Origin of the sequence: Labilithrix luteola (assembly GCF_001263205.1) — a bacterium.
In the GTDB taxonomy this organism is placed as follows: Bacteria; Myxococcota_A; Polyangia; order Polyangiales; family Polyangiaceae; genus Labilithrix; species Labilithrix luteola.
Genome location: NZ_CP012333.1, coordinates 8,997,852 through 9,018,751, shown reverse-complemented (window position 1 = coordinate 9,018,751; position 20,900 = coordinate 8,997,852). Strand labels below are relative to the sequence as shown.

Annotated in this window: 19 protein-coding genes; 10 read left to right on the top strand and 9 right to left on the bottom strand. The window is 66.9% G+C overall.

Annotated elements, in window-relative coordinates:
- The first annotated feature begins 12 nt into the window (after positions 1-12).
- The gene (gene aceB, locus AKJ09_RS39125) at positions 13-1,611 is read left to right on the top strand and encodes a malate synthase A (RefSeq protein WP_146652936.1); all 1,599 of its coding nucleotides are present in this window, start codon (positions 13-15) and stop codon (positions 1,609-1,611) included.
- Positions 1,612-1,689: 78 nt separating this feature from the next.
- Entirely contained in the window at positions 1,690-2,967 is a 1,278-nt protein-coding gene (aceA, locus tag AKJ09_RS39120; protein WP_146652935.1) for an isocitrate lyase, read from the top strand.
- Between the two features lie 112 nt (positions 2,968-3,079).
- Here the strand turns inward: aceA and AKJ09_RS39115 are convergent, their stop codons facing one another.
- Positions 3,080-3,454 carry a cereblon family protein gene (locus AKJ09_RS39115; RefSeq protein WP_146652934.1) on the bottom strand — a complete coding sequence of 125 codons (375 nt, stop codon included), beginning with the start codon at positions 3,452-3,454 and terminating at the stop codon, positions 3,080-3,082.
- 73 nt (positions 3,455-3,527) lie between these two features.
- Here AKJ09_RS39115 and AKJ09_RS39110 point away from each other — a divergent pair, with 73 nt between their 5' ends.
- The gene (locus tag AKJ09_RS39110; protein WP_146652933.1) at positions 3,528-4,172 is read left to right on the top strand and encodes a hypothetical protein; all 645 of its coding nucleotides are present in this window, start codon (positions 3,528-3,530) and stop codon (positions 4,170-4,172) included.
- Complete coding sequence (locus AKJ09_RS39105; protein ID WP_205633926.1) at positions 4,172-4,708, top strand: TlpA family protein disulfide reductase; 537 nt, start codon at positions 4,172-4,174, stop codon at positions 4,706-4,708. Before AKJ09_RS39110 ends, AKJ09_RS39105 begins: the two co-directional genes overlap by 1 nt.
- Positions 4,709-4,715: 7 nt before the next feature.
- Here the strand turns inward: AKJ09_RS39105 and AKJ09_RS39100 are convergent, their stop codons facing one another.
- On the bottom strand, positions 4,716-5,654 hold the full coding sequence (locus tag AKJ09_RS39100; protein ID WP_146652931.1) for a hypothetical protein: 939 nt from the start codon (positions 5,652-5,654) through the stop codon (positions 4,716-4,718).
- Positions 5,655-5,768: 114 nt separating this feature from the next.
- Entirely contained in the window at positions 5,769-6,755 is a 987-nt protein-coding gene (locus AKJ09_RS39095) for a right-handed parallel beta-helix repeat-containing protein (RefSeq protein ID WP_146652930.1), read from the bottom strand.
- Positions 6,756-7,172: 417 nt separating this feature from the next.
- On the opposite strand from AKJ09_RS39095, the gene AKJ09_RS39090 reads away from it, so the two are divergent.
- A complete protein-coding gene (locus AKJ09_RS39090; protein ID WP_146652929.1) occupies positions 7,173-8,204 on the top strand; it encodes a 3-oxoacyl-ACP synthase III family protein in 1,032 nt (343 codons plus the stop codon).
- Positions 8,205-8,276: 72 nt separating this feature from the next.
- Here the strand turns inward: AKJ09_RS39090 and AKJ09_RS39085 are convergent, their stop codons facing one another.
- On the bottom strand, positions 8,277-9,026 hold the full coding sequence (locus AKJ09_RS39085) for a hypothetical protein (RefSeq protein ID WP_146652928.1): 750 nt from the start codon (positions 9,024-9,026) through the stop codon (positions 8,277-8,279).
- A gap of 320 nt (positions 9,027-9,346) precedes the next feature.
- Between AKJ09_RS39085 and AKJ09_RS39080 the strand changes: the two genes are divergently transcribed.
- Positions 9,347-11,041: a trypsin-like serine peptidase gene (locus tag AKJ09_RS39080; RefSeq protein ID WP_146652927.1), complete on the top strand. Its 1,695-nt coding sequence runs from the start codon at positions 9,347-9,349 to the stop codon at positions 11,039-11,041.
- A gap of 132 nt (positions 11,042-11,173) precedes the next feature.
- Here the strand turns inward: AKJ09_RS39080 and AKJ09_RS39075 are convergent, their stop codons facing one another.
- From AKJ09_RS39075 to AKJ09_RS39065, 3 genes are read right to left on the bottom strand one after another with little or no spacing between them, the layout of a single operon-like run.
- Positions 11,174-11,791 (bottom strand): PilZ domain-containing protein, encoded by a 618-nt coding sequence (locus AKJ09_RS39075; RefSeq protein WP_146652926.1) that lies wholly within the window; start codon positions 11,789-11,791, stop codon positions 11,174-11,176.
- Positions 11,788-12,198 carry a PilZ domain-containing protein gene (locus AKJ09_RS39070; RefSeq protein ID WP_146652925.1) on the bottom strand — a complete coding sequence of 137 codons (411 nt, stop codon included), beginning with the start codon at positions 12,196-12,198 and terminating at the stop codon, positions 11,788-11,790. Before AKJ09_RS39070 ends, AKJ09_RS39075 begins: the two co-directional genes overlap by 4 nt.
- 54 nt (positions 12,199-12,252) lie before the next feature.
- The gene (locus tag AKJ09_RS39065) at positions 12,253-13,206 is read right to left on the bottom strand and encodes an SUMF1/EgtB/PvdO family nonheme iron enzyme (RefSeq protein WP_240488766.1); all 954 of its coding nucleotides are present in this window, start codon (positions 13,204-13,206) and stop codon (positions 12,253-12,255) included.
- A gap of 326 nt (positions 13,207-13,532) precedes the next feature.
- On the opposite strand from AKJ09_RS39065, the gene AKJ09_RS39060 reads away from it, so the two are divergent.
- The 3 genes from AKJ09_RS39060 to AKJ09_RS39050 all read left to right on the top strand — a co-directional run bounded on the left by AKJ09_RS39060 (position 13,533) and on the right by AKJ09_RS39050 (position 16,136).
- The gene (locus AKJ09_RS39060; protein ID WP_146652924.1) at positions 13,533-14,144 is read left to right on the top strand and encodes a hypothetical protein; all 612 of its coding nucleotides are present in this window, start codon (positions 13,533-13,535) and stop codon (positions 14,142-14,144) included.
- 51 nt (positions 14,145-14,195) lie between these two features.
- Positions 14,196-15,401, top strand: coding sequence for a hypothetical protein (locus AKJ09_RS39055; protein WP_146652923.1), 1,206 nt, complete (start codon positions 14,196-14,198; stop codon positions 15,399-15,401).
- A 195-nt stretch (positions 15,402-15,596) separates the two neighbouring features.
- Complete coding sequence (locus AKJ09_RS39050; RefSeq protein WP_205633924.1) at positions 15,597-16,136, top strand: hypothetical protein; 540 nt, start codon at positions 15,597-15,599, stop codon at positions 16,134-16,136.
- A 128-nt stretch (positions 16,137-16,264) separates the two neighbouring features.
- Here the strand turns inward: AKJ09_RS39050 and AKJ09_RS55750 are convergent, their stop codons facing one another.
- Together AKJ09_RS55750 and AKJ09_RS39045 are read right to left on the bottom strand one after the other, a co-directional pair.
- Entirely contained in the window at positions 16,265-16,390 is a 126-nt protein-coding gene (locus AKJ09_RS55750) for a hypothetical protein (RefSeq protein WP_275936686.1), read from the bottom strand.
- Positions 16,391-16,494: 104 nt separating this feature from the next.
- A complete protein-coding gene (locus AKJ09_RS39045; RefSeq protein WP_146652921.1) occupies positions 16,495-20,046 on the bottom strand; it encodes a serine/threonine-protein kinase in 3,552 nt (1,183 codons plus the stop codon).
- Positions 20,047-20,692: 646 nt separating this feature from the next.
- Here AKJ09_RS39045 and AKJ09_RS39040 point away from each other — a divergent pair.
- A complete protein-coding gene (locus tag AKJ09_RS39040; protein WP_146652920.1) occupies positions 20,693-20,890 on the top strand; it encodes a hypothetical protein in 198 nt (65 codons plus the stop codon).
- Positions 20,891-20,900 lie beyond the last annotated feature (10 nt).

The window sequence follows — 20,900 nt, the reverse complement described above, 5'->3', positions numbered from 1 at the left end:
GAACGAAAAGCGATGGCGACTTCCGGAATCACGCTCAAAGGAAACGGTCTCGATAGCGGGGAACACGCGGCGGAGGTCCTCACCGACGACGCATTGACCTTCGTTGCGGACCTGGTTCGCACGTTCCGGCCGCGGGTGCGCGAGCTGCTCGGCAAGCGCGCCGAGCGCCAGGCCGCCTTCGATCGCGGCGAGCTGCCGGACTTCCTCCCAAGCACGCCCGATGTCCGCGACGTGCGTAAGGCGGATTGGGCCTGCGCGCCGGTGCCGGAGATCCTGCACGATCGGCGCGTCGAGATCACCGGTCCCGTCGAGCGCAAGATGATCATCAACGCGCTCAACTCGGGCGCGAACGTCTTCATGGCGGACTTCGAGGATTCGACCACGCCCACTTGGTCGAACGTGGTCGACGGCCAGAAGAACCTCATCGACGCCGTCCGTCGCACGATCACCTTCGAACAAGGTCCGAAGAAGTACGCGCTCAACGAGAAGACGGCGGTCCTCTTCGTGCGCCCGCGGGGCTGGCACTTGCCCGAGAAGCACCTGCTCGTCGACGGCGAGATCTCGCCCGGCGCGCTCGTCGACTTCGGCCTGTACTTCTTCCACAACGCCAAGGAGCTCGTTCGCCGTGGCGCCGGCCCCTTCTTCTATCTACCGAAGATGGAGAGCCATCTCGAAGCGCGCCTCTGGAACGACGTGTTCGTTCGTGCGCAGGAGAAGCTCGGCCTCCCGCGCGGCACCATCAAGGCCACGGTGCTCATCGAGACGCTCCCGGCGGCGTTCGAGATGGATGAGATCCTCAGCGAGCTCCGCGAGCACTCCGCAGGCCTCAACTGCGGGCGCTGGGATTACATCTTCAGCTTCATCAAGAAGCGCGCGAACGATCCGGCGGCGCTCCTCCCCGACCGCGGCCAGGTCACGATGGATAAGGCGTTCCTCAACGCCTACGTGCAGCTCCTCATCCGCACGTGCCACCGCCGTGGTGTGCACGCGATGGGCGGAATGGCCGCGCAGATCCCCATCAAGGACGACGTGAAGAAGAACGAAGAGGCGCTCGCCAAGGTGCGCGCCGACAAGCTTCGCGAGGTCAAGAACGGCCACGATGGCACGTGGGTTGCTCACCCCGGCCTCGTCGCGCTCGCGCGGGACATCTTCGACGCGAACATGAAGGGCAAGAACCAGATCGACAAGAAACGCGACGACGTCCAGGTCGGGCGCAAGGATCTGCTCGAACCCACGCCGGGCACGCGCACCGAAGAGGGACTTCGCCACAACGTTCGCGTCGGCATCCAGTACCTCGAGTCGTGGCTTCGCGGCGTCGGCTGCGTGCCCATCTACAACTTGATGGAAGACGCCGCCACCGCCGAGATCTCGCGCGCGCAGGTCTGGCAGTGGATCAAGCACCAGGCCCCCCTCGCCGACGGCTCGGTCGTCTCGCGCGAACGCTTCGAGAAGGTCGTTGCCGAAGAGATGGAGCGCATTCGCTCGGAGGTCGGCGACGCCAAGTTCAACGGCGGAAAGTTTCCCGAGGCGCGCGCCATGTTCGAGCGCCTCTCCCTCGCTCCTCGCTTCGAGGAGTTCCTCACGCTCCCCGCGTACGAGCTCGTCACCTGAGCAGTTACGACGAACCCGCGCGTTTTCGTACGCCGGCTCTTCTCACTCGTTCTTCACGACATCGATAGGAGACTCATCATGACCGCAGCACGTGTCGTCGACGGCCTGGATACTTCGCTCCTCCACGCCAAGCGCTTCGACGGAATCGTTCGCCCCTATGCCAAGGCCGACGTCGAGCGTCTGCGTGGATCGTTCAAGATCGAGCACTCGATCGCCACGCTCGGCGCGCGCCGACTCTGGGAGCTCCTGCACACGGACGACTTCGTTCCCGCGCTCGGCGCGCTCACCGGCAACATGGCCGTGCAGCAGGTTCGCGCCGGCCTCAAGGCCATCTACCTCTCGGGGTGGCAGGTCGCGGCCGACGCCAACACGGCGGGACAGATGTACCCGGACCAGAGCCTCTACCCCGTCGACAGCGTCCCGACGGTCGTGAAGAAGATCAACCAGGCGCTCCTCCGCGCCGACCAGATCGATCACGCGGAGGGCAAGCGCTCACGTTACTGGCTCGCGCCGATCATGGCCGACGCGGAAGCCGGCTTCGGCGGTCCGCTCAACGCCTACGAGCTGATGAAGGCGATGATCGAGGCCGGCGCCGCGGGCGTCCACTTCGAAGACCAGCTGGCGAGCGAGAAAAAGTGTGGCCACATGGGCGGCAAGGTTCTCGTTCCCACGAGCCACTTCATTCGCACGCTCGTCGCCGCGCGCCTCGCCGCCGACGTGCTCGAAGTGCCGACGCTCGTCGTCGCCCGCACCGACGCCGACAGCGCGAAGCTCCTCACGAGCGACATCGACGAGCGCGATCACCCCTTCATCATCAAGGGTGACCGCACGGCGGAGGGTTTCTACCGCATCAAGAGTGGCGTCGACACGGCCATTGCGCGCGGCCTTGCCTACGCGCCGTATGCGGATCTCGTCTGGTGCGAGACGTCGACCCCCGACCTCGCGCAGGCGAAGAAGTTCGCCGAGGGCATCAAGAAGGAGTTCCCCAACAAGATGCTCGCGTACAACTGCTCGCCGTCGTTCAACTGGTCGAAGAACCTCGACGACGCGACGATCGCCAAGTTCCAGAAGGAGCTCGGCGCGATGGGCTACAAGTTCCAGTTCGTCACGCTCGCGGGCTTCCACTCGCTCAACCACGGCATGTTCGAGCTCGCCCGCAAGTACAAGGACACGGGTATGGCGGCCTACTCGCAGTTCCAGAACCTCGAGTTCGCCTCCGAGAAGGACGGCTACACGGCGACCCGCCACCAGCGCGAAGTCGGCACCGGCTACTTCGACCAGGTCGCCGAGGTCATCTCGGGCGGCAAGGCCTCGACGCTCGCCCTCGAGGACTCGACCGAGAAACACCAGTTCTGAGCCGGCACGAGCGCTACGAGCCCGCGTGGCTCGCGTCCTAGGAACGCCGAGGCCGGGTGGCTCGTCCGCGAGCCCTCCGGCCTTCGGCTTTTTGTCGACCGCACGGAAGAGCTCAGGCGAGCGCTTCCCGAAGCAGTGCGAAGAACGGTGCGACGGCCGTGCCCTTCGCCGAGTGAAAGGACCAGCCGAGGTGGGCGCCGCACCTGCCGCACATCGCGGCGCGCCAGGCGAAGCCCGGAAACCAGGTCCACACGGTCGAACGGGGCCCCTCGGGGACCGAGCCCGGGGCCGACGAAAAGCAGCGCACGACGCACCTCAGGCCGCCGGGATTCATGAACGTGTGCTCGTGCGCTCCATTGACGGAAATGCCCGCGTTCGCAGGCACTACGGGCGCGTGGCAGACCGCGCAGCGCAGCCAATGCTCGGGCTTGTGCTCGGCCTCGGCCGCCTCGTCGGCGAGACGCTCGGTCTGCACCTCGCGGAACATGCCGAGAGCCTACGCGACTGCCGAGGGAGGATCGTGAGCTTCCTCCATCTTCTGCGCAGTTGGGCAAGTTGGTATGCTGCTCCGCGGAGAGCAGAGCTGGATGGACGGCAAGAAGCAGCCACCCAAGAGTGACCGCTACCTCGCGGGTCAGACCATCCGGATGGGGCCCCCGGACGACGAGGGTGAGTTGCGCGAGTTCGACGAGCCCGAGCCTTTGAACACGCGCCAGACGCTCGGCTCGACGATGCGCATGGATTCGGCACCGCTTCGCCCGGTTCTGGATGCACCGCCCAGGAGCCGGTCGGCCGAGGGCATCGAGCTCCTCGTCGTCGACGAGAAACAGGGTCCGGGCGCCGAGCGCCGTCCGTGGCGCGCCGCCGAGGTGTGGACCAAGCGCCGCGTCTATGGCCTCGATTCGACCTTCAAGTGCGTCGAAATCCTGGACCGCGCGACGGGACGCCCCGAAGTCGGCAACGAGATGCTCGGGGCGCGCCTCGGCGGCGGGCGTCTGCGCGAGAAAGACGCCGTACGTTTCAGCTATCCCCTGCCCCTGCCGGGCATGGAGGCCATGTTCTCGAAGGGGAGGAAGCACGGGTACACCTCCCCCATCGAACGCATGGTCGTACGCATTCGCGTCCTCCACACATCGCCGGACGAGGCGGTGCCGACCTGGGAAGAAATCGCCAGCCGATGGTCCGACCTCCCGCCGAAGCCGTGATGTTGCGAACCGCCCCCCTCGTCCTCGCCGCGCCCCTCGTCGCGTTCCTTGCCCTGAGCACGGGTTGTTCGCGTCAGCCGCCCGAGCCGTCCCCTCCCGAGGCCTCGAGCGCGCAGACGGCCTCCGGCACTGCACCTGCGACGCCGTCGAACCGCGGGGTGCGCGTGAGCGCGGCGTCCGCCGGCGCCGATGCGGCGAAGATCATCCGAGAAGCGCGCGAGCGCGAGGCGGCCGAAGGGCGCTCGCTCGTCGTCTACGTCGGTGCGACGTGGTGCGAGCCGTGCCAGCATTTCCACGAGGCGGCGAAGAAGGGCGAGCTCGACTCCGACTTCCCGAACCTCTCGCTGCTCGAGTTCGATCTCGACGTCGATCGCGACCGACTCGCCGCTGCCGGCTACACGTCCGAGATGATCCCCCTCTTCGTCCTTCCGAACGACGACGGACGCGCGTCGTCGAAGCGTTTCGAGGGCTCGATCAAAGGCAAAGGCGCGGTGCGAAACATCGCTCCGCGCCTCCGGTCGCTGCTCGCGAAGTGAGCCGTTTCTACGCGGCGTAGGCCAATCCAAAGGCGGCGACGCCGCGCGCCCGAAGCTCTCTCCGCAAGCCAGGAACGCGCGACGGCGCTCCGAGCAATCGCGCGAGCAGTTCGGCTGCCCACTCGTCGAGCATTCCACTACCGCACGCACTGAAGTCGTCGCTCGTGCCGCGAAGGATGGCCGACCAGGCCGTGGTCGTCGCCGCGAAGCCGGGCGTGGCCTCGAGTCCTTCGACGATGCCGCCCTCACGAAGCGCCTGCGTGGCCTCGGGCCCGAGTCCATGAGGAAGAATTCCGGCGCCAAGCAGGCCCGGCAGAGCCGCCGCCACGTGCGCTGCGTTCTCGTGGAGGGCAACGTCGACGAGCGTGGAGACGAAAATCGTGAACGGGTCTTCGGGCGGCGGCGGGAGCGTCGTCGACGGTGCACTCATGACAGGTTCGCTCACGACGGGTTCGGGCTCGACGTTCACGGCCACCGCTGGCGCCGCGGCGACGAGCGTGGTCACGACGTCGTTCACGGCCTCGACCGAGACATCGTCATCGAAGGGCTCGAGCTCCTCGACGACGATTGGCTCGTCGTCCGAGAGGTCATCGAACGGCGCTTGGGCCTGCAGTGCGATGACCATGTCCTCGAGGCCGATCTCCTCGCGCTCCGGACGTGCTTCGCTGTCGAGCGCAATCGGGAGGATGCCGCTGATGCGCGCCACGGGTGCATCGTCGTCGACCGCCGTGACGGGGCCCTCGAGCGGCGTGGCTCGTGCGAGTGGCGCCTCCGCGACCGAGTTGGTCACCGAGGGCGCTTCGACCTCCGGCGGAACCTCGACGGTGCTCGGCTGCAAAGTACATGCATCGACCGTAGGCGCGGCGACCGGCTCGAGGCAGACCCAGATGATCCCGCGGTGGAGCGCGGGATTGTCGTTTGGAAATTCGGCGGCGAGACCAACCACATCGACCTCCATATACCCACATTAGAGGATGGGATCGATTCCCGCCAAAAACGCGCTTCAAAACCGCCTTCCTGTGCGGGGCCAGGCCCCGGCGTGCCCCGATCTCGCTGTCGATCAGCGGGGTTTCGCGTCGCCGTTGGGCGTCTTCGCCGTGTTCGTGATGGTGGGTACCGGCCCGCCGAGCATCACTTCTCGGCCGTTCGTGTAGACGCCGTCGAACGTGACCGGCCCGTTGTCCCCCTGGAAGTCGAGCCAGGCCGAGGTCCCCGTGAAATTCGAATCGGTGACGGTGTTGGGCCCATTGCCGGAGCCGTAGATCGTGATGCCGAAGATGTTCGCGTCGCTCGTGACGTGGTCGATCTCGAACGACTCGGCGGGCTCGATGTGCAGACCGCAGTGAGCGCCCGTGAGCATCGTGTAGCTCACCTTCAGGTGCGCGGCCTTGTAGGCCGAAATCAGGTCGAAGGCATTCGTGCCGTGAAGCGTGGAGTCGGAGATCGTCAGGTCCCCCGTCTCCTTGACGGAGATGCCTTCGTTGGACGCCGCGTCGTAGTCCACGCGGGTCGCGGTCATCGTGCCGTAGATTTCGGAGATCGAGACCTGCCGATCGGGAACCTTCTTCGGCGTCGTGATCTTGATGTTCGCGACGTCGAGCTTGGTGCCCTTGGCCGTTTGAATCGGATGGAGTGCGTTGAGAATCGCGCCTTCGGCGAACCGTGACGGCGCCGACTGCTCGAGGAGCGTCAGCCCCGCCGAGCCGTTCTCGAGCTCGAGGCCTTCGAGATCGAGCGCGCCCTTTGGATTGACGACCACGCCCATCCATTCCGCGCACGAGATCCGCGCGTGGTTGGCCGCCGCCTTCGCGCGGAGGGTGCCCGAGACATAGAGCGCGGCGCCCTCGGCGCACGTGATCTTGGCACCAGGCTCGATATCGACGACCGCGCCCTCGGCGATCGTCACGATCCCCGTCAGCTGCAGGCCGTCCTTCCAAAGGTCGGCTCCGCGGATTTCTCCAGCACGGCCGTCCGGTGCCGCGGCCTCGTCCGAGGACGAGCAGCCCGACACACCGAGGGCCAGCGCGACCGTCAGAAACGACGCCACTGGAACAACGGAAACGCGGGATGCGAGAGATGCGAGCGCCCACCCAAAGCTTGCACGAGGAAGCATCGAACAGCTCGAAAGCAAACGCGTGGCCACCACGCGGGCCGTGAGGACTGAGACTTTTGCACCTCGGTCGCCTCCACGCGACGAACCCGAACAAACAGGGAGAGGCGCACGAGAACGAGTGAACTGACAGGACACAGAGCAGCCGACTGAGGACAGAAGACAACGCCCGCGCTCGGAGCCGAGAGCAACTTACGTCCGCGCAGAGCGCGCAACGATCCACCCGCCCCGGACGAACGATGACCCAGTCCCTGTGCAATGCCACGGGCCAACACTTGCAACCTGCAGGCTCGATTGAGTATCTCCGCTGTGGGTTCTGCAATTTCTGAACGATTCGCCCGCGGAGGTTTTCTCGTGCCCAATGCCTTCATTTCCGGAACCGGCTTCTACGTCCCTCCTCGTCGCGTGACGAACGAAGACCTCCGGACCGAATTCGGCATCGACACCAACCACGACTGGATTCTCCAGCGAACGGGCATCGAAGAGCGCCGCTTTGCCGACGACGGCGTCGGTCCCGCCGATCTCGCCGTCTTCGCGTCGGAGGCCGCGATCAAAAGCGCGGGCATCGACAAGAACGACATCGACATGATCGTCTTCGCGACGCTCTCCCCGGAGCATTGCTTCCCGGGTTCGGGCGTTTATCTGCAGCAGAAACTCGGCTTCTGCGACGGCCCGAACGCGAAGTTCGTCCCTGCCCTCGACGTCCGAAACCAGTGCTCCGGCTTCCTCTACGCCCTCGCCACGGCGAGCTCGATGGTCAAGAGCGGCGCGCTGAAGAACGTGCTCGTCGTGGGTTCGGAAGTGCACTCGCACGCGCTCGATCTCACGACGCGCGGCCGCGGGGTGGCGTCGCTCTTCGGCGACGGCGCGGGCGCGGTGATCGTGAGCGCGACGGACGAGGACCGCGGCGTTCGGAACTGGAAGCTCGGCGCCGACGGTCGCTTCGCCGACGTTCTCGCCCAGAAGGTCTGGGACACCCGCAAACGCCCCTTCATTCCGCAAAATGCCGAGGGCGTCGGACAGGTGTCGCCGGAAGACATGTGGGCGCGCATGGAGGGCAAGCTGGTCTTCAAGAACGCCGTCGAACGCATGATGACCGTGATGATGGAGGCGTGCATCGCCAACGGCATCACCGGTCAGGACATCGACATGTTCTTCTTCCACCAGGCGAATCTGCGCATCAACCAGTTCATTCAGCAGTCGCTCGGGATCCCGGACGAGAAGATCGTCCACAACATCCAGCGCTACGGAAACACCACCGCGGCGACCATCCCGATCCTCCTCGCCGAGGCCGTGGAGAGCGGGAAACTGAAGCGCGGAATGAAGATCGCGCTTTGTGGATTCGGCTCGGGCTTCACCTGGGGTGCCGCGATCATCGACTGGTGAGGCACTCGCCGAGACACGTTCGTGCGCGAGTCGGTCTAGGCACCGGCTCGCGCGTCACGTTTCGAGCGTCGTCTAGCGGGTAGGACCGCAGAAGAGAGTCATCACGCGCGTGTAGTGCTCGACCGGTGTGGACGATCCCGGCGAGCACGTCACGGTGGCATCGGAGCCGGCAGACGTCACGTTCTTGCACGTATCGGCGCGAACGGTGTCGTAGCTCTTGCAGAGGCCCGTGCCCTGCGCGTTGGTCCGGCACGACTTGAAGTCGGTGTCGAAGTTTCCGCCCGTCGCGAGACACCCCTCACACGCCACGCGCGTGCACTGGAGAACCGCGTTGTAGGCGGCACCGCAGCTGTCGTCCGCCGTATTTCCTTCGACGAGCGCGATGCAGCTCGGAACGTTCAGCGCGTAGTACAGCCGATCCATGAACCACTGAATCGGCCCGGAACCGTCGGCGGGCTCGGTGCACTTCACGCACTTGTCGTGCGCCGCGGCGAACGTCGCGCATTGGTCCTTCTTGTTGGGATCCGCGAGGCATGCGTTGAAGTAGTCGGTGAGCTCGTCGGCCGTGCAGGCCGTGTGGTCGACCACGGGCTTGGCCCATGTGGCCTTGTAGTCGTCCGGAATTTTCGGTGAGCACTGCGCCGGTCCACTGTCACCGCTGTCGTCGGTGCTCGCCTCCGGAACGATGGGGCTGATCGGCGGCGGCCCCCCGTCGTCTTCGGCTTTCTGATTTCCGAACGTGCTGTCACTCGACGACGAGCACGCCGCGACTCCCCCGAGGACACCCAAAGCGACGACGACGAAGGCGAGGTGCTTCTTCATGATGCGTGGACTCTGCATGTTCGACGCCATCGTAAACGCACTCGCGCGTTGCACGCGCATGCTCGAAGAATTGCGGCGTAGAGATCACACCCGACATTCGATTTTCTGTAGTTTTCCGCGGAAACGACAACGATTCGTGTGCTCGTGGAGGAGCAAGCTCGATCCATCTTGATGTCTACAAGACGCAGCTATTTCGCGAGCCCACATCGGCTCCCGCGTTCGAACCTCCCGGAAATTCAACGCGAACACGGCTGGCCTTCGGCGTGCATAAGGGGTCGTCACCCGCGGGCAAAAGGTCCTCGGGGTTGGAGGTCGAGGCCATGATCGGAAAACGAGTTTACGGAGCAGCGTGCGCGGGCGTCCTCGTCGGGCTCCTCGGTGTTCTCGCAGCGTGCAGCGGGACCGACAACTCGGAAGGACCGTCCGCGAGCGCGAAGGAAGCGCTGTCGTCGGCGAACGTCACGATCACACTCCACGATGAGACGGGCGCCAAGGTCGGCGTCGGCTCGGGCGTCCTCATCGCGCCTCGTCTCGTCCTGACGTCCGGTCACCTCGTCGCCGGCAAGGCCACGTGGACGGTCACCTCCTCGGACGGCAAGTCGGTCGTGACCGGCTCGCGCGGTCTGACGAAGGACTGGATGGAGTACAACAGCCTCAAGTCCCACCCGCGCAAGCACGACGTCGGCGTCATCTACCTCGACAAGCCGATCAACCTCCCCTCGTACCCGAAGCTCGCCGAGAGCGCGCTCGGAAACGGTGGCTCGGTCACGCGCGTTCGCAGCGCGGGAGGCGGCAACTCATTTCACCTGATCGGCACGAAGGTCGACAAGGTGCGGACGTTCCCGCATGCCTACGTCACCGAGATCCCGAACAGCGAAACGCTCGACACGGGCGGCGCGGTCATCAACGACGCGGGCGAGATCGTCGGCCTCGTCAGCAGCCGCGGCATGTCGACGGGCAAGCTGTACATCGCCCGCACCGACGAGATCGTGAAGTGGCTGTCGCCGAAGGTCGTTTGCGGCGGCGGCAAGTCGGTGGCGACGAGCCTTGCGACGAAGACGTACGGAACGCCGCCCCCCAAGACGGGCTGCGAGAAGGATGCCGGCTCGAGCGGCTCGAGCGGCTCGAGCGGCTACGGTTCGAGCGGGACCTCGGGCACCTCGGGCACCTCGGGCGAAGGCAGCAGCGGTTACGGTTCGAGCGGCTCGTCGGGCACGTCCGGTACGTCGGGCAGCAGCGGTACGTCGGGCAGCTCCGGTGACGTCGGCAGCAGCGGTTCGAGCGGCTCGAGTGGCTCGAGTGGCTCCAGCGGTTCGAGCGGCTCGTCGGGTAGCTCCGGCTCCTCGGGCAGCGGCGGCGAAGGTTGCGACGACGGCGGCGGCAACGAGAGCGGTAGCGGCAGCGGCGGCGGATCGTCGGGTTCGTCGGGCAGCAGCGGCTCCTCGGGTAGCTCCGGCTCCTCGGGCACCGGCAGCGACACTGGCAGCAGCGGTTCGAGCGGCTCGTCGGGCAGCTCTGGCTCTTCGGGCGCTTCGGGCAGCAGCGGTTCGAGCGGCGCGGGTGGCTCGTCAGGTAGCTCCGGCTCCTCAGGTTCCTCCGGAAGCTCGGGTTCCTCGGGCAGCAGCGGCGCCTCTGGCTCGTCGGGCTCGAGCGGCACGGGTGGCTCGTCGGGCTCGAGCGGTTCGTCGGGCTCCTCGGGAGCTTCAGGCTCGAGCGGCTCGAGCGGCGCGGGCGGAACGTCGGGCAGCAGCGGCTCGTCGGGGGCTTCCGGATCGTCGGGCTCCTCGGGCAGCAGCGGCGCGATGACCTCGTCGGGCGGCGGCGCCGGCAGCGGCGCGGGTGGCGACCAAGAGGTTTGCGAAGGTCCGAACGACAATCCGGACGTCTGCCCGCCGGAAGCGGACGGCTGCAAGGGCACGGATTGCGGCGGCGGTGCGCCCGACCCTCTGATGGACTACGGCAACTGCGCGTGCTCGACGGTCACGAACACCGGTTCGGCGCCGATCCTGCGTTGATCACGAGGCCACTCTCCCGGGCGCAGAATTCAAAGGCGCTCGGGCTGCCTGACAGACGCGCCTGACAAACGGAAACGCCGCTCCTCACCGGGCGGCGTTCTCGTTTTGTCGTGTCGATGGACGAGGAGGGCGTCAGGGAGACGCGAGACGCATCCAGGCCGAAGCCATCTCGCATAGCACGCCGAAGACGTCGACCTGCTCCTCGCCCTCCACCACGTCTTCGACGTCGTCGGCACCGAGGACCGGCGACTCCGCGATCGCGGTCGCGCTCATCGTCTCCATCACGCCCTGATCGGCGAGGATCGGTGCGCTCAGGCCTCGACGCATGCGCGCAAGCGGACCGCGACGCGGGAGCGGGGGCGGACGACCGTGAAGGAACCCCGCGAGCGCCGCGCGCGCCGAGAAGCTCATCGCGTCGAAGACGAGACCGACGGCAGGACCGTCATCGCTCGGACGAAGGCCGCGAATCACGCGCGCGACCGTGGCCTCGGCGTCGATCCACATGCCGGGGATCTGGAACGAGACGATGACCGACTCGCCGATCTCGACCGACTCGCGCAACGGGAGCAGAAGGCCGACGGTCGATACGTCGAGCGTACGGTCGGCGATCAGCTTGAAATCACGCTCGCGAACGGCCTGGCATTCGAGGACCACGTCCCTTCGCGTAGCGACGCGTCGCGATGCGAAGGAGCGCGACGAAGGCGCCATCGCGAGACCGAGCGGCATGGGCAGAGCCATCGCGGCGTTCATGCGAACCTCGCAACGCTACGGGCCCAGTCGATGCGCTGCGCCCGACGCGGAAGCGGCGGAGGCACGCGACGGAGCGACGTGCGGAGAATCAGGCGCTTGACCCGATCCATCGTCGAGAAGTGCAGACCGACCGCGCGGCCACGATCGCCTGCCCGACGGCCCGCTTCCACGCGGGCAACCTCGGCTTCGGCGTCGAACCACAGGTCGAGACCCGTGGCGCGGAACGTGACGATGACCTTGTCGCCGAGCTCGAGATCGCTCTCGCTGGCCACGAGCATCCCGTCGGGCGAGACGTCGAGCGCGCGATTCGCCACCAGTCGAAAATCGCGCTCTCGCACGACCTGACACGCGAGATTGACGGCACGACGAATCTCTCGTCGCTCGTTCTTGCGGACGAACATGGACATGGGCGTGATCGTAATGAGGACCGCCACGTCTGGGCCAAGAACGCAGCAGATCGGTCAGCGGAGGAATCGCCGGCCACTGGCGCCACCCTCGCCGCCGAGCGCTTTTTCCCCGCGTGGCGTGAGATCGGCGCAGCAACGGAAGCCGGTCGAGTAGTCGTGGTACCGAGCCTCGTGGGCGGTCGTCAGGTACCCGCACCCCTCCCCGTGACCGACGCTCTGCACGTCCTGGTAGTAGCCGCCGTAGAAGGTGCCATTGGGGTCAGCCACCCACTCGTGCAGATTGCCGACCATGTCGAAGACGCCGTAGCCGTTCGTGCACTCGACGTGATCCCCGGTGCGCGAGAGCGTGTTCTCGAGCTGGTTCAGTTGAGGCTCATTCATCGTGCGCCACGTCCAGTGGCCTCGCCCGTAGAGCGCGATAACGGGGTTCCGCCCGCGATCGTTGCATCGCCCCGGTTCACGACGATTGCCGTACCCGAACGTCCGCGCCGCGGGGCCGCGGCAGGCCTTGCGCCACTCCCCCACGGCGCAGAGCCGTTTGCCCGACGCCGCGCAAGCGTGTTGGGCCTCGACGGCGCTGATGTAGCCCTGAGGAAAGACGTGGGGCTCGCTCACGGCGCGAACCTCACGGCCCTCCACCGATTCGAACGGCGAAAACGTGCGCTCGTCGCCGTTCGGGAGAACCTCGACGAGGCTCGCCTCGTACCGATCGATGCAGAAATCGCGGGTGATGTTCGTTCCGGACCCGCTCGCCTCGATCTCGATCATCCCGCCGGGACAGTGGGACTTCGTCTCGACCAGCGCTTCCTTCGACGTCTCGCCGAGTCGTGCACTGCGGTGATCGCGCGCGTGGGAACTTTTCGCCGCGAGCGAGTTGGCGGCGACGCCTCCGGCAGGAACGCGCACACCGGCATCGTTCGCGAACGAGCTGCAGGCGAGTGCGAGCGCCCCCGCGACGGTCGCGGGCGTCGCCACACCGAGCAATGCAAGCAGATGCTTCGCGCTCAATCGTTGGCTCGTTGGCGTCTCTTGGGCTCATGGACTCGTGGGCGCATGGGCTCGTCCAACTCCCGGACGAAGCCGCGCCGCGACTTCGCCCTTACGCCACATTCGAAGATGACCGCGCTTCGCGAGCGCGCAACGCCCAACTCGCGTCTCCGCGGGTCCTCGCGCCGATGCGTGGATCACGAGCGCTCCACCCTCACGCCCCACTCCGACCTCCGAGCGCGCGAGCACCATCGCAATGTTTCGCGAGGACCACTTATTTTTAGGCTCGATGTGCACGCGTACGGCGCTCGACGTGTGGCCTGTCGCTTGCTTCACCATCGCGGCGGATGGCCCTCTCCGTCCTCCGCCGCACGCCTCACACGCCTCGAAGTCGGCAACCCGCAGAGTCGTGGGTGGGTCTCGCCGATGTTCTCGAGCCGGGCCGTGAGCCGGAGGATTTCGCGTTCGCCGACACAGTCCAAATCGAGCTGCTCGACGACGATACCCCGCCCTCGAGCAGCCCGATCGTGGTGAGCGCCCGTTACGGTCGGGCGCGATGCGTCGTGCCCATGGCGTTTCCGCCGCCCCGCGAAGCACGCCCCCGGACCACGCCTTCCTTCACACGGAGCCTCGTGCGACGGTTCGAGGCGCTCGCACGGCGATGTGGCGACCGGATGACCGCCGCGCGACTCGCGATGGTGTGCATGAGTGCGCTCGTACTCGCCGCCGCCGGAAGCGCGTTCGCCCTCGCCCGCCCACAGGCGCCCGACGTGCCGGCCCCAATCGCCGAGAGCGCACCGGTCGACGCGCGCATCGATGCTCGTGTCGAACCACGCGTCGAGGTCGACGCGAACATGGGCGCGAACACGGGCGCGAATGACAGCGCCGGCGCGCGGGTGCATCGAAAGCCGACGGCAGCGCCCCGAGCCGCGAGCGCTGCCCGAGCCGGACGACGTTGAGCGACGCGGAGCGCTTGCAAGGACCGGAAGCGAGCGGCAGGATCGGACATCATGGTCGCTTCACACGTGCGCAAGCTTGCCTCTCGGAGCGCGCTTCTTTTCGCTACGAGCTTGCTGACGATCGTCGTCTCCGTCGCATGCAGCAGCAGTGACAAGGACTCGCAAACGCCGTCGCGCGAAACCGCGGGGCAAGATCCCGAGCCCCTCTTTCGCGCGGTGCAAGACGAGCTCGTGAGAACCTGCGGAGGCGCGAACGGCTCCTGTCACGTCGCGGGAACCACCGCTCCTCACTGGCTGGGTGGCGACGACCCGTACGTGACGGCGAAGAACTACAAGGGCATCCTCCCCGCGACGCGCGAGGTGGGTGACAGCATCCTCCTCACGCAGATCGATCACGAGGGCCCGTCGCTCAAGCGCACACCCAGCCTCTTCGAGGGCGTGGCGAGCTGGCTGCAGGCCGAGGTGCCGCCGCCGCCCTTGCCGAACACGGGCGCATTCACGGTCGCCTCCGGCTTCAACAGCATTCCCCTCGACACCGTCGCCAGCGGCATGGCCGGAGGACGCATCACCTTCCTGGCGACCGAGAACAACGGAACCTTGACGCTCTCGGCGCTCAGGTTCTACGCGCCGCCGAAATCCACGGTGAAGATGGAGGCGCCGTTCTTCGTCATCCTGCCCCGCAGCGGCAAGGTCGACGCCGATCCGAAGGAAAACGGCTTCACCGGCGAGCTCACGGTCAACGCCGGCACGAGCGCAGACTTCTTCAGCGGCAAGATGATCCTGCTGCACTGGGACGCGACCGGCCAGCTGAAAATCGCCTTCCAGAAGCTCGAGACGACCGAGGCGCAGGGTGCCGCCACCGGATGCACCGCGCTCGACGTCTTCCAGAGCAAGGCGCTCAACGCGATGCGCGCCGACGTCGAAGAGATCGTCGTCTATCACAATGGCGAAGAGGACGGCGGGCCGCCCGCGGGAACCGTGGTCGGCAAGAACTCCTGCCTCGGATGCCACGCCGGCGCAGCGAGCAACGCTCCGCCGGAGGCCGTTCAGGCGATGGACCTACGCGCCGCGGACACCGATCCGGCGACCGCATGTGCGCAGGCCCGCAACTGGATCAATTTCCAGGACAAGACGCAGAGCACGATCCTCCTGAACCCCACGGGGAAGGCGAATCCGAATCACCCGATGAGGGCCCTCTCGAGCGACGATCCGATCGTCCAGGGCCTCAACGCTTGGGTGCAGGCGGAGACGCAGTAGGCGGTCAGGGCCTGCTGCCTGCCGCCCGCACGACGGGGCGTATTCGATCCATCGTCGATGGCCCTCGGAAGCAGCCTCTCGTGCCGCGCCACTGGAATCGTTCGTTTCCGAGCGAGAAATCGACCCTGATTCGCGCCACTTGAGGCATCTGTCACGGGTCGCGTAGATGGCGCGTCGATTGCTCTACGGAAGGGCGTGGGACTACCGCGAACCTCCGTGCTCCAGTCGAAGTCGGCCGCTGCTCCCCTCGCGACACCGGGACCGCTCGCGATGCCGGGACCGCTCGAGTTTCCCGTCGCGACGACCTCCCCTCCACCGCCGCCCCGCATCGAGCCAGTGTCGTTCGCCGAGGAGGAGAACGACGCTTCGGCGCCTTCCACCAAGACGCTCCTCGAACGAGCCGCGGCCCTCGGACCGGCGCGCCTGACGTTCGCGAGCATGGTGATGAGCGATCCCGTACTTCTCGAGAAGGGCACGCCGCAAGTCGCCGAACGCCGCGCGCGACTCACGCGCATCGTGAAGGCCACGCTCGGTGCGTGCGTGGGCGTCTGCGTGCTAGCCCTCGGCATCAGCGTCTTCTCGGGCGAACCTTCGGCCGCTGCCTCCTCATCGGCTTCCGTGAAGACGCCGGCGAAGACGGTCGTGTCCGTCGAGCGTCTCTCGCTCGCCAGCCACGGCCGCGCGGTCAAGCAGGTCACCGCCGCCATCGGTGGCGCGCGCGCCAAGCGTCACTGACGCGCCCCTTCACGGCCGACGCAGGCCCGAAATCCAGCCCACAAAAAGCGTTAGGCGGCTCCTCTCACGAGGGCCGCCTTTTCGCTTTCGCGTGCTGGCGTGCCGAACACGCCAGGCGAACGCGGACGTTACTTCTTGGCTGCGGGGGCAGCCGTGGTGCCCTCGGCGGCCTTCTTCTCGCGCCAGGCGGCGAGCTGCTTGGTACGACGGGCCTTCTGCTTGCGGCGCTTCGGAGAATCCTGCGGGGTCGACATGGTGGCGCGCACCCTAGCCGAGACCACCCCCTCCGCTCAAGCGCTGGGAGCGCCCAAAACGTCGGAAAAGGCGGATTTGGCTTGCTTGACCGCCCGCCTTGCCGTCAGGAGACGTCGGGGGCGCTTCGCGGCGGCGTAGGCCAGCGCGAGGATACGGATTCGTCGGGATTCGCGTTCTCGACGATCTCGAGCCACTGCTCGACCTTGCCGGCAGCGGGGCCCTGCCAGTTCATCTTGGAGAAGCGCTTGAGCAGCTGCGGGGTGTGGTCGCCACAGCGTGCCTTGTCGCCGAACGCGGCGCGCGCCCGGTCGATCTCGTTGGCCGCGTCCTGCCAACGTTGCTCGGTCTGCGCGAGCCAGGCGAGCGTGAGATGACGGTGCTGACGAGGCTCGGCCTCGTCGAGGACGATCTTCTCGCAGTCTTGAGCGAGCTGCTTGGCCTGTGGGTCGCCCTTGGCAAGCGCGACCTGGGCGAGGAGCAGCCGAGCTTCGAGGTCGCCCCAGGGATCCTGCAAGCGCTCGAAGATCTTCGCCGCCACCGACGCGTGGGCACCGCCTGCTGCGAAGTCGTCGGTGTCGATGGCGATGAGCGCCAGGAGGCGCTCGCACGCCGCTTCGCCGCGCGGGTTCATGAGCTCACGGAACGCGGCGCGCGCCGAGAGTGCACGCGCACGAGCCGCATCCATGTCGAAGGCGCGGTGGTCAGCATGACCGAGGACGACGTCGCACTGGGCGATGCCGAGGCGGTAGCCGATGGCGTCGAAGGCCTGTCGCGAGTGGATGACGAGGTCGCGCGCACGGCGGTAACCGCCCACGGCCGTCTCGATCATCGCGAGCAGGATGAAGCACTGCGCGCCACCGAGCATGTCGCCGACGGCATCACACCGCTGGCTGGCCTCGAGCAGGACTTCCCTCGCCCGCGAATGCTCGCCGAGAAGGTAGTCGATCTCGCCGAGCACGACGAGCGCTGCGGCGAGACCGCGGTCGTCTTTGAGCTCCTCGAAGCGCGAGATCGCGAGTGCAACCTGCAAGCGACCTTGCGCGGGCGCGCCCTGATCGCTCGCCAGATGACCGAGAAGGCGAAGCGCGTGCGCTTCCTTCGTACGATCGCCGGCCTGCTCGAACGCGCGACGCGACGTCTCTCCGTGCTCGCGCGCTTCCTCGAGCTTGCCGATGTGACGTAGCGCTTCCGCGCGCCAGTAGGCGTACTCGGCGGCGGCGGCGCCCGACACGCGACCGTCGAGCATGGTGAGGTCTTTGAGCGTGGCCGCCGTATCGCGACCGCGCGCCCACGCGCCCTCGATGAAGTTGAACATCAGGCGCGCTGCCACGTCGTCGTCACCCGCGCGAAGCAGGTTGCGGACGCGGTGCTTCATGATGCGTCGCGAACCGACTTCGGGGTGAAGCGCCAGCGCGTTCGCCGCGAGGCGGAAGATGGCGGGCGCGTCGTTGCGTTCGTGGAGGCGGCCGAGCAAGTGCTCCTGCAACAGCGCGTGCGGCCAGCGGAACTGATCGTTGCCCGACGCGAGGAGGATCTGGGCGCGCGTGAGTGCCACCAGGGCATCGCGCGGATCCATCCCGAGCGCTCCGAGCAGCGACTTGAGGACCACGCCGCGAACGTCATCGCCGAGCGCTGCCGCCGCGTAGGCCGCAAGACGAAGATCGGTCGGCACCGCACGCAGCCGCTCGTCCCAGAGGTCGGCGGTGGTGATCGCGCGACCGTGGAGCGCCTCGTCCGGCACCTTGTATTTGCCGCCCTCGAGCGTGAAGTAGCCGCCACCGGCCCACGCGTGCAGCAGCTGCAGCGCGAACAGCGGATTGCCGCGGCTCTGCGCGACGGCAGCCTGCACCGCGCTCTCTTGGAGAGGAAGCGTGGCGCGGAGAAGAACCTCGGTCTCTTCGACGCCGAGCGGCCGAAGGTCGAGCACCTTGCCGCCCCACTCGGCGCGCAGCGCCTCCATACGCACGGCCGCGTCGAGATCCGTCTCGAGCGATTCGCTGCGCGCGGTGGCGATGATGAGAAGCCGAAGACGCGGAGCGTCGCGCTTCATGCGCGAGAGCGTCTCGAACGTGTTGGCGCTCGTGAGGTGGAGATCGTCGAACCAGATGAGGACCGGGCGATCGGTGCCGATGCGCTCGAGCGTGCGACGCGCGACGGCGAAGCGGAGCTCGGGCGTGTCGAGCACGAAGCGCTTGCCCGTGGGACCGAGCGGCGGAACGGTGCCGGGCGGCGTGGGCCGAAGCCACTCCGCCGTCGCCGCGACCCACGCGAGCTCTTCGCCGTCGGCCTTGTCGACTTCCCAACGATCGAGAAGCGTCTGCTCGACCGTCTCGCGATCGGCGCCCTGAAGGCCGTAGAACGAGTTCACCGCGCCCGTGAGACCGTCGAGCGGAGACGGGGTACGGCCGTAGCGCGCGCGAAGCGGCCACATGAGACCGCGCTCGTGAACCTGTTCGCAGGCCCACTCGGCGAGACGGCTCTTGCCGACACCGGCTTCGCCGATGAGGGCGATCATGCGGTGCTGCGGCGACTGCCCCGCGCACACGGACAGGACCACGTCCATGAGGTCTTGCCGCTCGGGATCACGCGCCACCATGGGCGACGGGCGAAGCGAGAGAAGACCGGGAGCGAGCGAACGAGCGGCGGCAACCGCGCGGCCCATCTCCGGCGTGCTCGAGGGCTCGGGCGGCGGCACGGGCGCGCTCGCCACGGTCTCTTCGAGCGTGGGCGCGTGACGCGGACGGAACTGCGCCCAGACGCGACGAGCGTCGGCGGCGAGCTCGAAGCGATGCCACGGCTTCTTCGCGAGGAGCCGCTGGATGAACATGCCGGCTTGCGGCGGCACGCCATCGGGCAAGGTCGGAGGCGGCACGGGCGTTCGCTTGTGCGCGCGCAAGACCTCCTGCGCCGTGCCCTCGAACACTTCTTTGCCCGTGAGCACGCGGTACATGATGCAGCCGAGCGCGTAGAGGTCCGTGGCGGGCCCGACGAGCGTCGCTTGCTTACGAATCTGTTCGGGCGCGACCCAACCGACCGTACCGGCGCCCGCATGAACCGCGAGCTCGGGCTCCGGCGCACCATCGAGACGAGAGTCGTGGCGGGTCTCACGGAGCCACGCGAGGCCGAGGTCGAGAACGTAGGCTCGCGGGCCTCGCCCCGTCGAGGCGAGATCGAGCATCACGTTCGAGGGCTTGAGATCGCCGTGGATGATGTGGCGTGCGTGAGCGTGCGCGAGACCGGCGAGCACCTGATCGACGAGCGCCCAGATCACCGACCACGGCATGGTGGTCGTGTGCATCCACTCGTGGACACTTCGACCGGGAAGCGCGTCCATGACGAGATACGGCGAGCCGTCATGGAGCGTTCCGAAGTCGCGTGCACGAACGATAGCCGGGTGTTCGAGCGAAGCGACGGCGCGTGCTTCCTGCTGGAACCACCAGCTCTCTTCCGAGCGCGTGGCCTTCGCTTCCTCCGGCGGACGAAGCCGTTTGAGCGCAACGCGCTCGTGGCTCACGAGGTCCTTGCACAGATACACGACGCCCATACCGCCGCGACCGAGCTCGCGGAGCACCTCGTAGCGGCTCGCAAGGACGGTTCCGATCTCGGACTTCTTGGCGTCGTCTGCGCTCTTGGGCGCCTTCTGCCCCTGCGTCATCGCGGTCGTCTCTCTAAGCTAACAAGGTTATCGCGCGCGGTCGCGTCCACTCGATCAATCCGCACGTGCTGCGAAGAGCCACGCTCAGCCGAGCCTCGCCGTACGCGTTCCGCTTGCGCCCCCCGTTTGACCATCCTCGCCCGATGCCTGCGCCAACCGATGCGGGCGCGCGGCCCTTCCATACCACTTGTCGTCGTCATCGATGCGCGGTCTGACGATTTCGTCGTCGTGTGAGGTTGTACGCAGCACGCGCACAAGGCACCTCTCCTTGCCGTGTGAACGTCACGGGATCAAGCACTTGGAGCGGCATCTTTGACGAAGAATCGCGCGATCTTTGAAGCGGCCTGACGCGCAAATCTCCCGTATCGCGCGCCGCCACGAGGCGTAAGCTTGTGTTCGTCGAGCGACACGCCCCAAGCCATCGTCGCTCGCTCTTCTTCTCTGGTTGTCTGCGTTCTTCGTCTTCTTCGTTCTTACCGCTCCGCTTTTGATCGTTCTCTTCAACGTGAGCTCTTGGGTTCTGGATTTCATTCCCAAGGTTCACGCCCTAGCGATCACTCTCGAAGAATGACTTGAGGGGCACTTCAGCGAGCTTCGACTTTCGAAACGGGTTTCGGCCCGGTTCGTTTCCAAGGAGGAGGCCGCCATGCGAAGCACGAGCTCAGTCGTCACCAAGTCCGCCGTCGTTGCCCTCGCGCTTGCGGGAACGCTCTTCGCGTTCGCCGTTGGAGCACAAGCGGGCGCCACGCTGAACGGCAGGGTCATGGCCATTTCTGTCGCCCGAGTGCCCATGCCGGTCCTCGCGCGGCCGGAGGCATCCCCAGTGAACACCCACGTTCGCTAGAAGGCCCCGC

What these genes read in the sequence shown, in the direction of transcription:
- AKJ09_RS39070 (WP_146652925.1), bottom strand. Translation starts at nt 12,198, where the DNA reads ATGTCCATGTTCGTCCGCAAGAACGAGCGACGAGAGATTCGTCGTGCC.
- AKJ09_RS39110 (WP_146652933.1), top strand. Translation starts at nt 3,528, where the DNA reads ATGCTGCTCCGCGGAGAGCAGAGCTGGATGGACGGCAAGAAGCAGCCA.
- AKJ09_RS39105 (WP_205633926.1), top strand. Translation starts at nt 4,172, where the DNA reads ATGTTGCGAACCGCCCCCCTCGTCCTCGCCGCGCCCCTCGTCGCGTTC.
- AKJ09_RS39115 (WP_146652934.1), bottom strand. Translation starts at nt 3,454, where the DNA reads ATGTTCCGCGAGGTGCAGACCGAGCGTCTCGCCGACGAGGCGGCCGAG.
- AKJ09_RS39040 (WP_146652920.1), top strand. Translation starts at nt 20,693, where the DNA reads ATGCGAAGCACGAGCTCAGTCGTCACCAAGTCCGCCGTCGTTGCCCTC.
- AKJ09_RS55750 (WP_275936686.1), bottom strand. Translation starts at nt 16,390, where the DNA reads ATGTCGACCCCGCAGGATTCTCCGAAGCGCCGCAAGCAGAAGGCCCGT.
- AKJ09_RS39075 (WP_146652926.1), bottom strand. Translation starts at nt 11,791, where the DNA reads ATGAACGCCGCGATGGCTCTGCCCATGCCGCTCGGTCTCGCGATGGCG.
- AKJ09_RS39080 (WP_146652927.1), top strand. Translation starts at nt 9,347, where the DNA reads ATGATCGGAAAACGAGTTTACGGAGCAGCGTGCGCGGGCGTCCTCGTC.
- AKJ09_RS39085 (WP_146652928.1), bottom strand. Translation starts at nt 9,026, where the DNA reads ATGAAGAAGCACCTCGCCTTCGTCGTCGTCGCTTTGGGTGTCCTCGGG.
- AKJ09_RS39045 (WP_146652921.1), bottom strand. Translation starts at nt 20,046, where the DNA reads ATGACGCAGGGGCAGAAGGCGCCCAAGAGCGCAGACGACGCCAAGAAG.
- AKJ09_RS39060 (WP_146652924.1), top strand. Translation starts at nt 13,533, where the DNA reads ATGGCCCTCTCCGTCCTCCGCCGCACGCCTCACACGCCTCGAAGTCGG.
- aceA (WP_146652935.1), top strand. Translation starts at nt 1,690, where the DNA reads ATGACCGCAGCACGTGTCGTCGACGGCCTGGATACTTCGCTCCTCCAC.
- aceB (WP_146652936.1), top strand. Translation starts at nt 13, where the DNA reads ATGGCGACTTCCGGAATCACGCTCAAAGGAAACGGTCTCGATAGCGGG.
- AKJ09_RS39055 (WP_146652923.1), top strand. Translation starts at nt 14,196, where the DNA reads ATGGTCGCTTCACACGTGCGCAAGCTTGCCTCTCGGAGCGCGCTTCTT.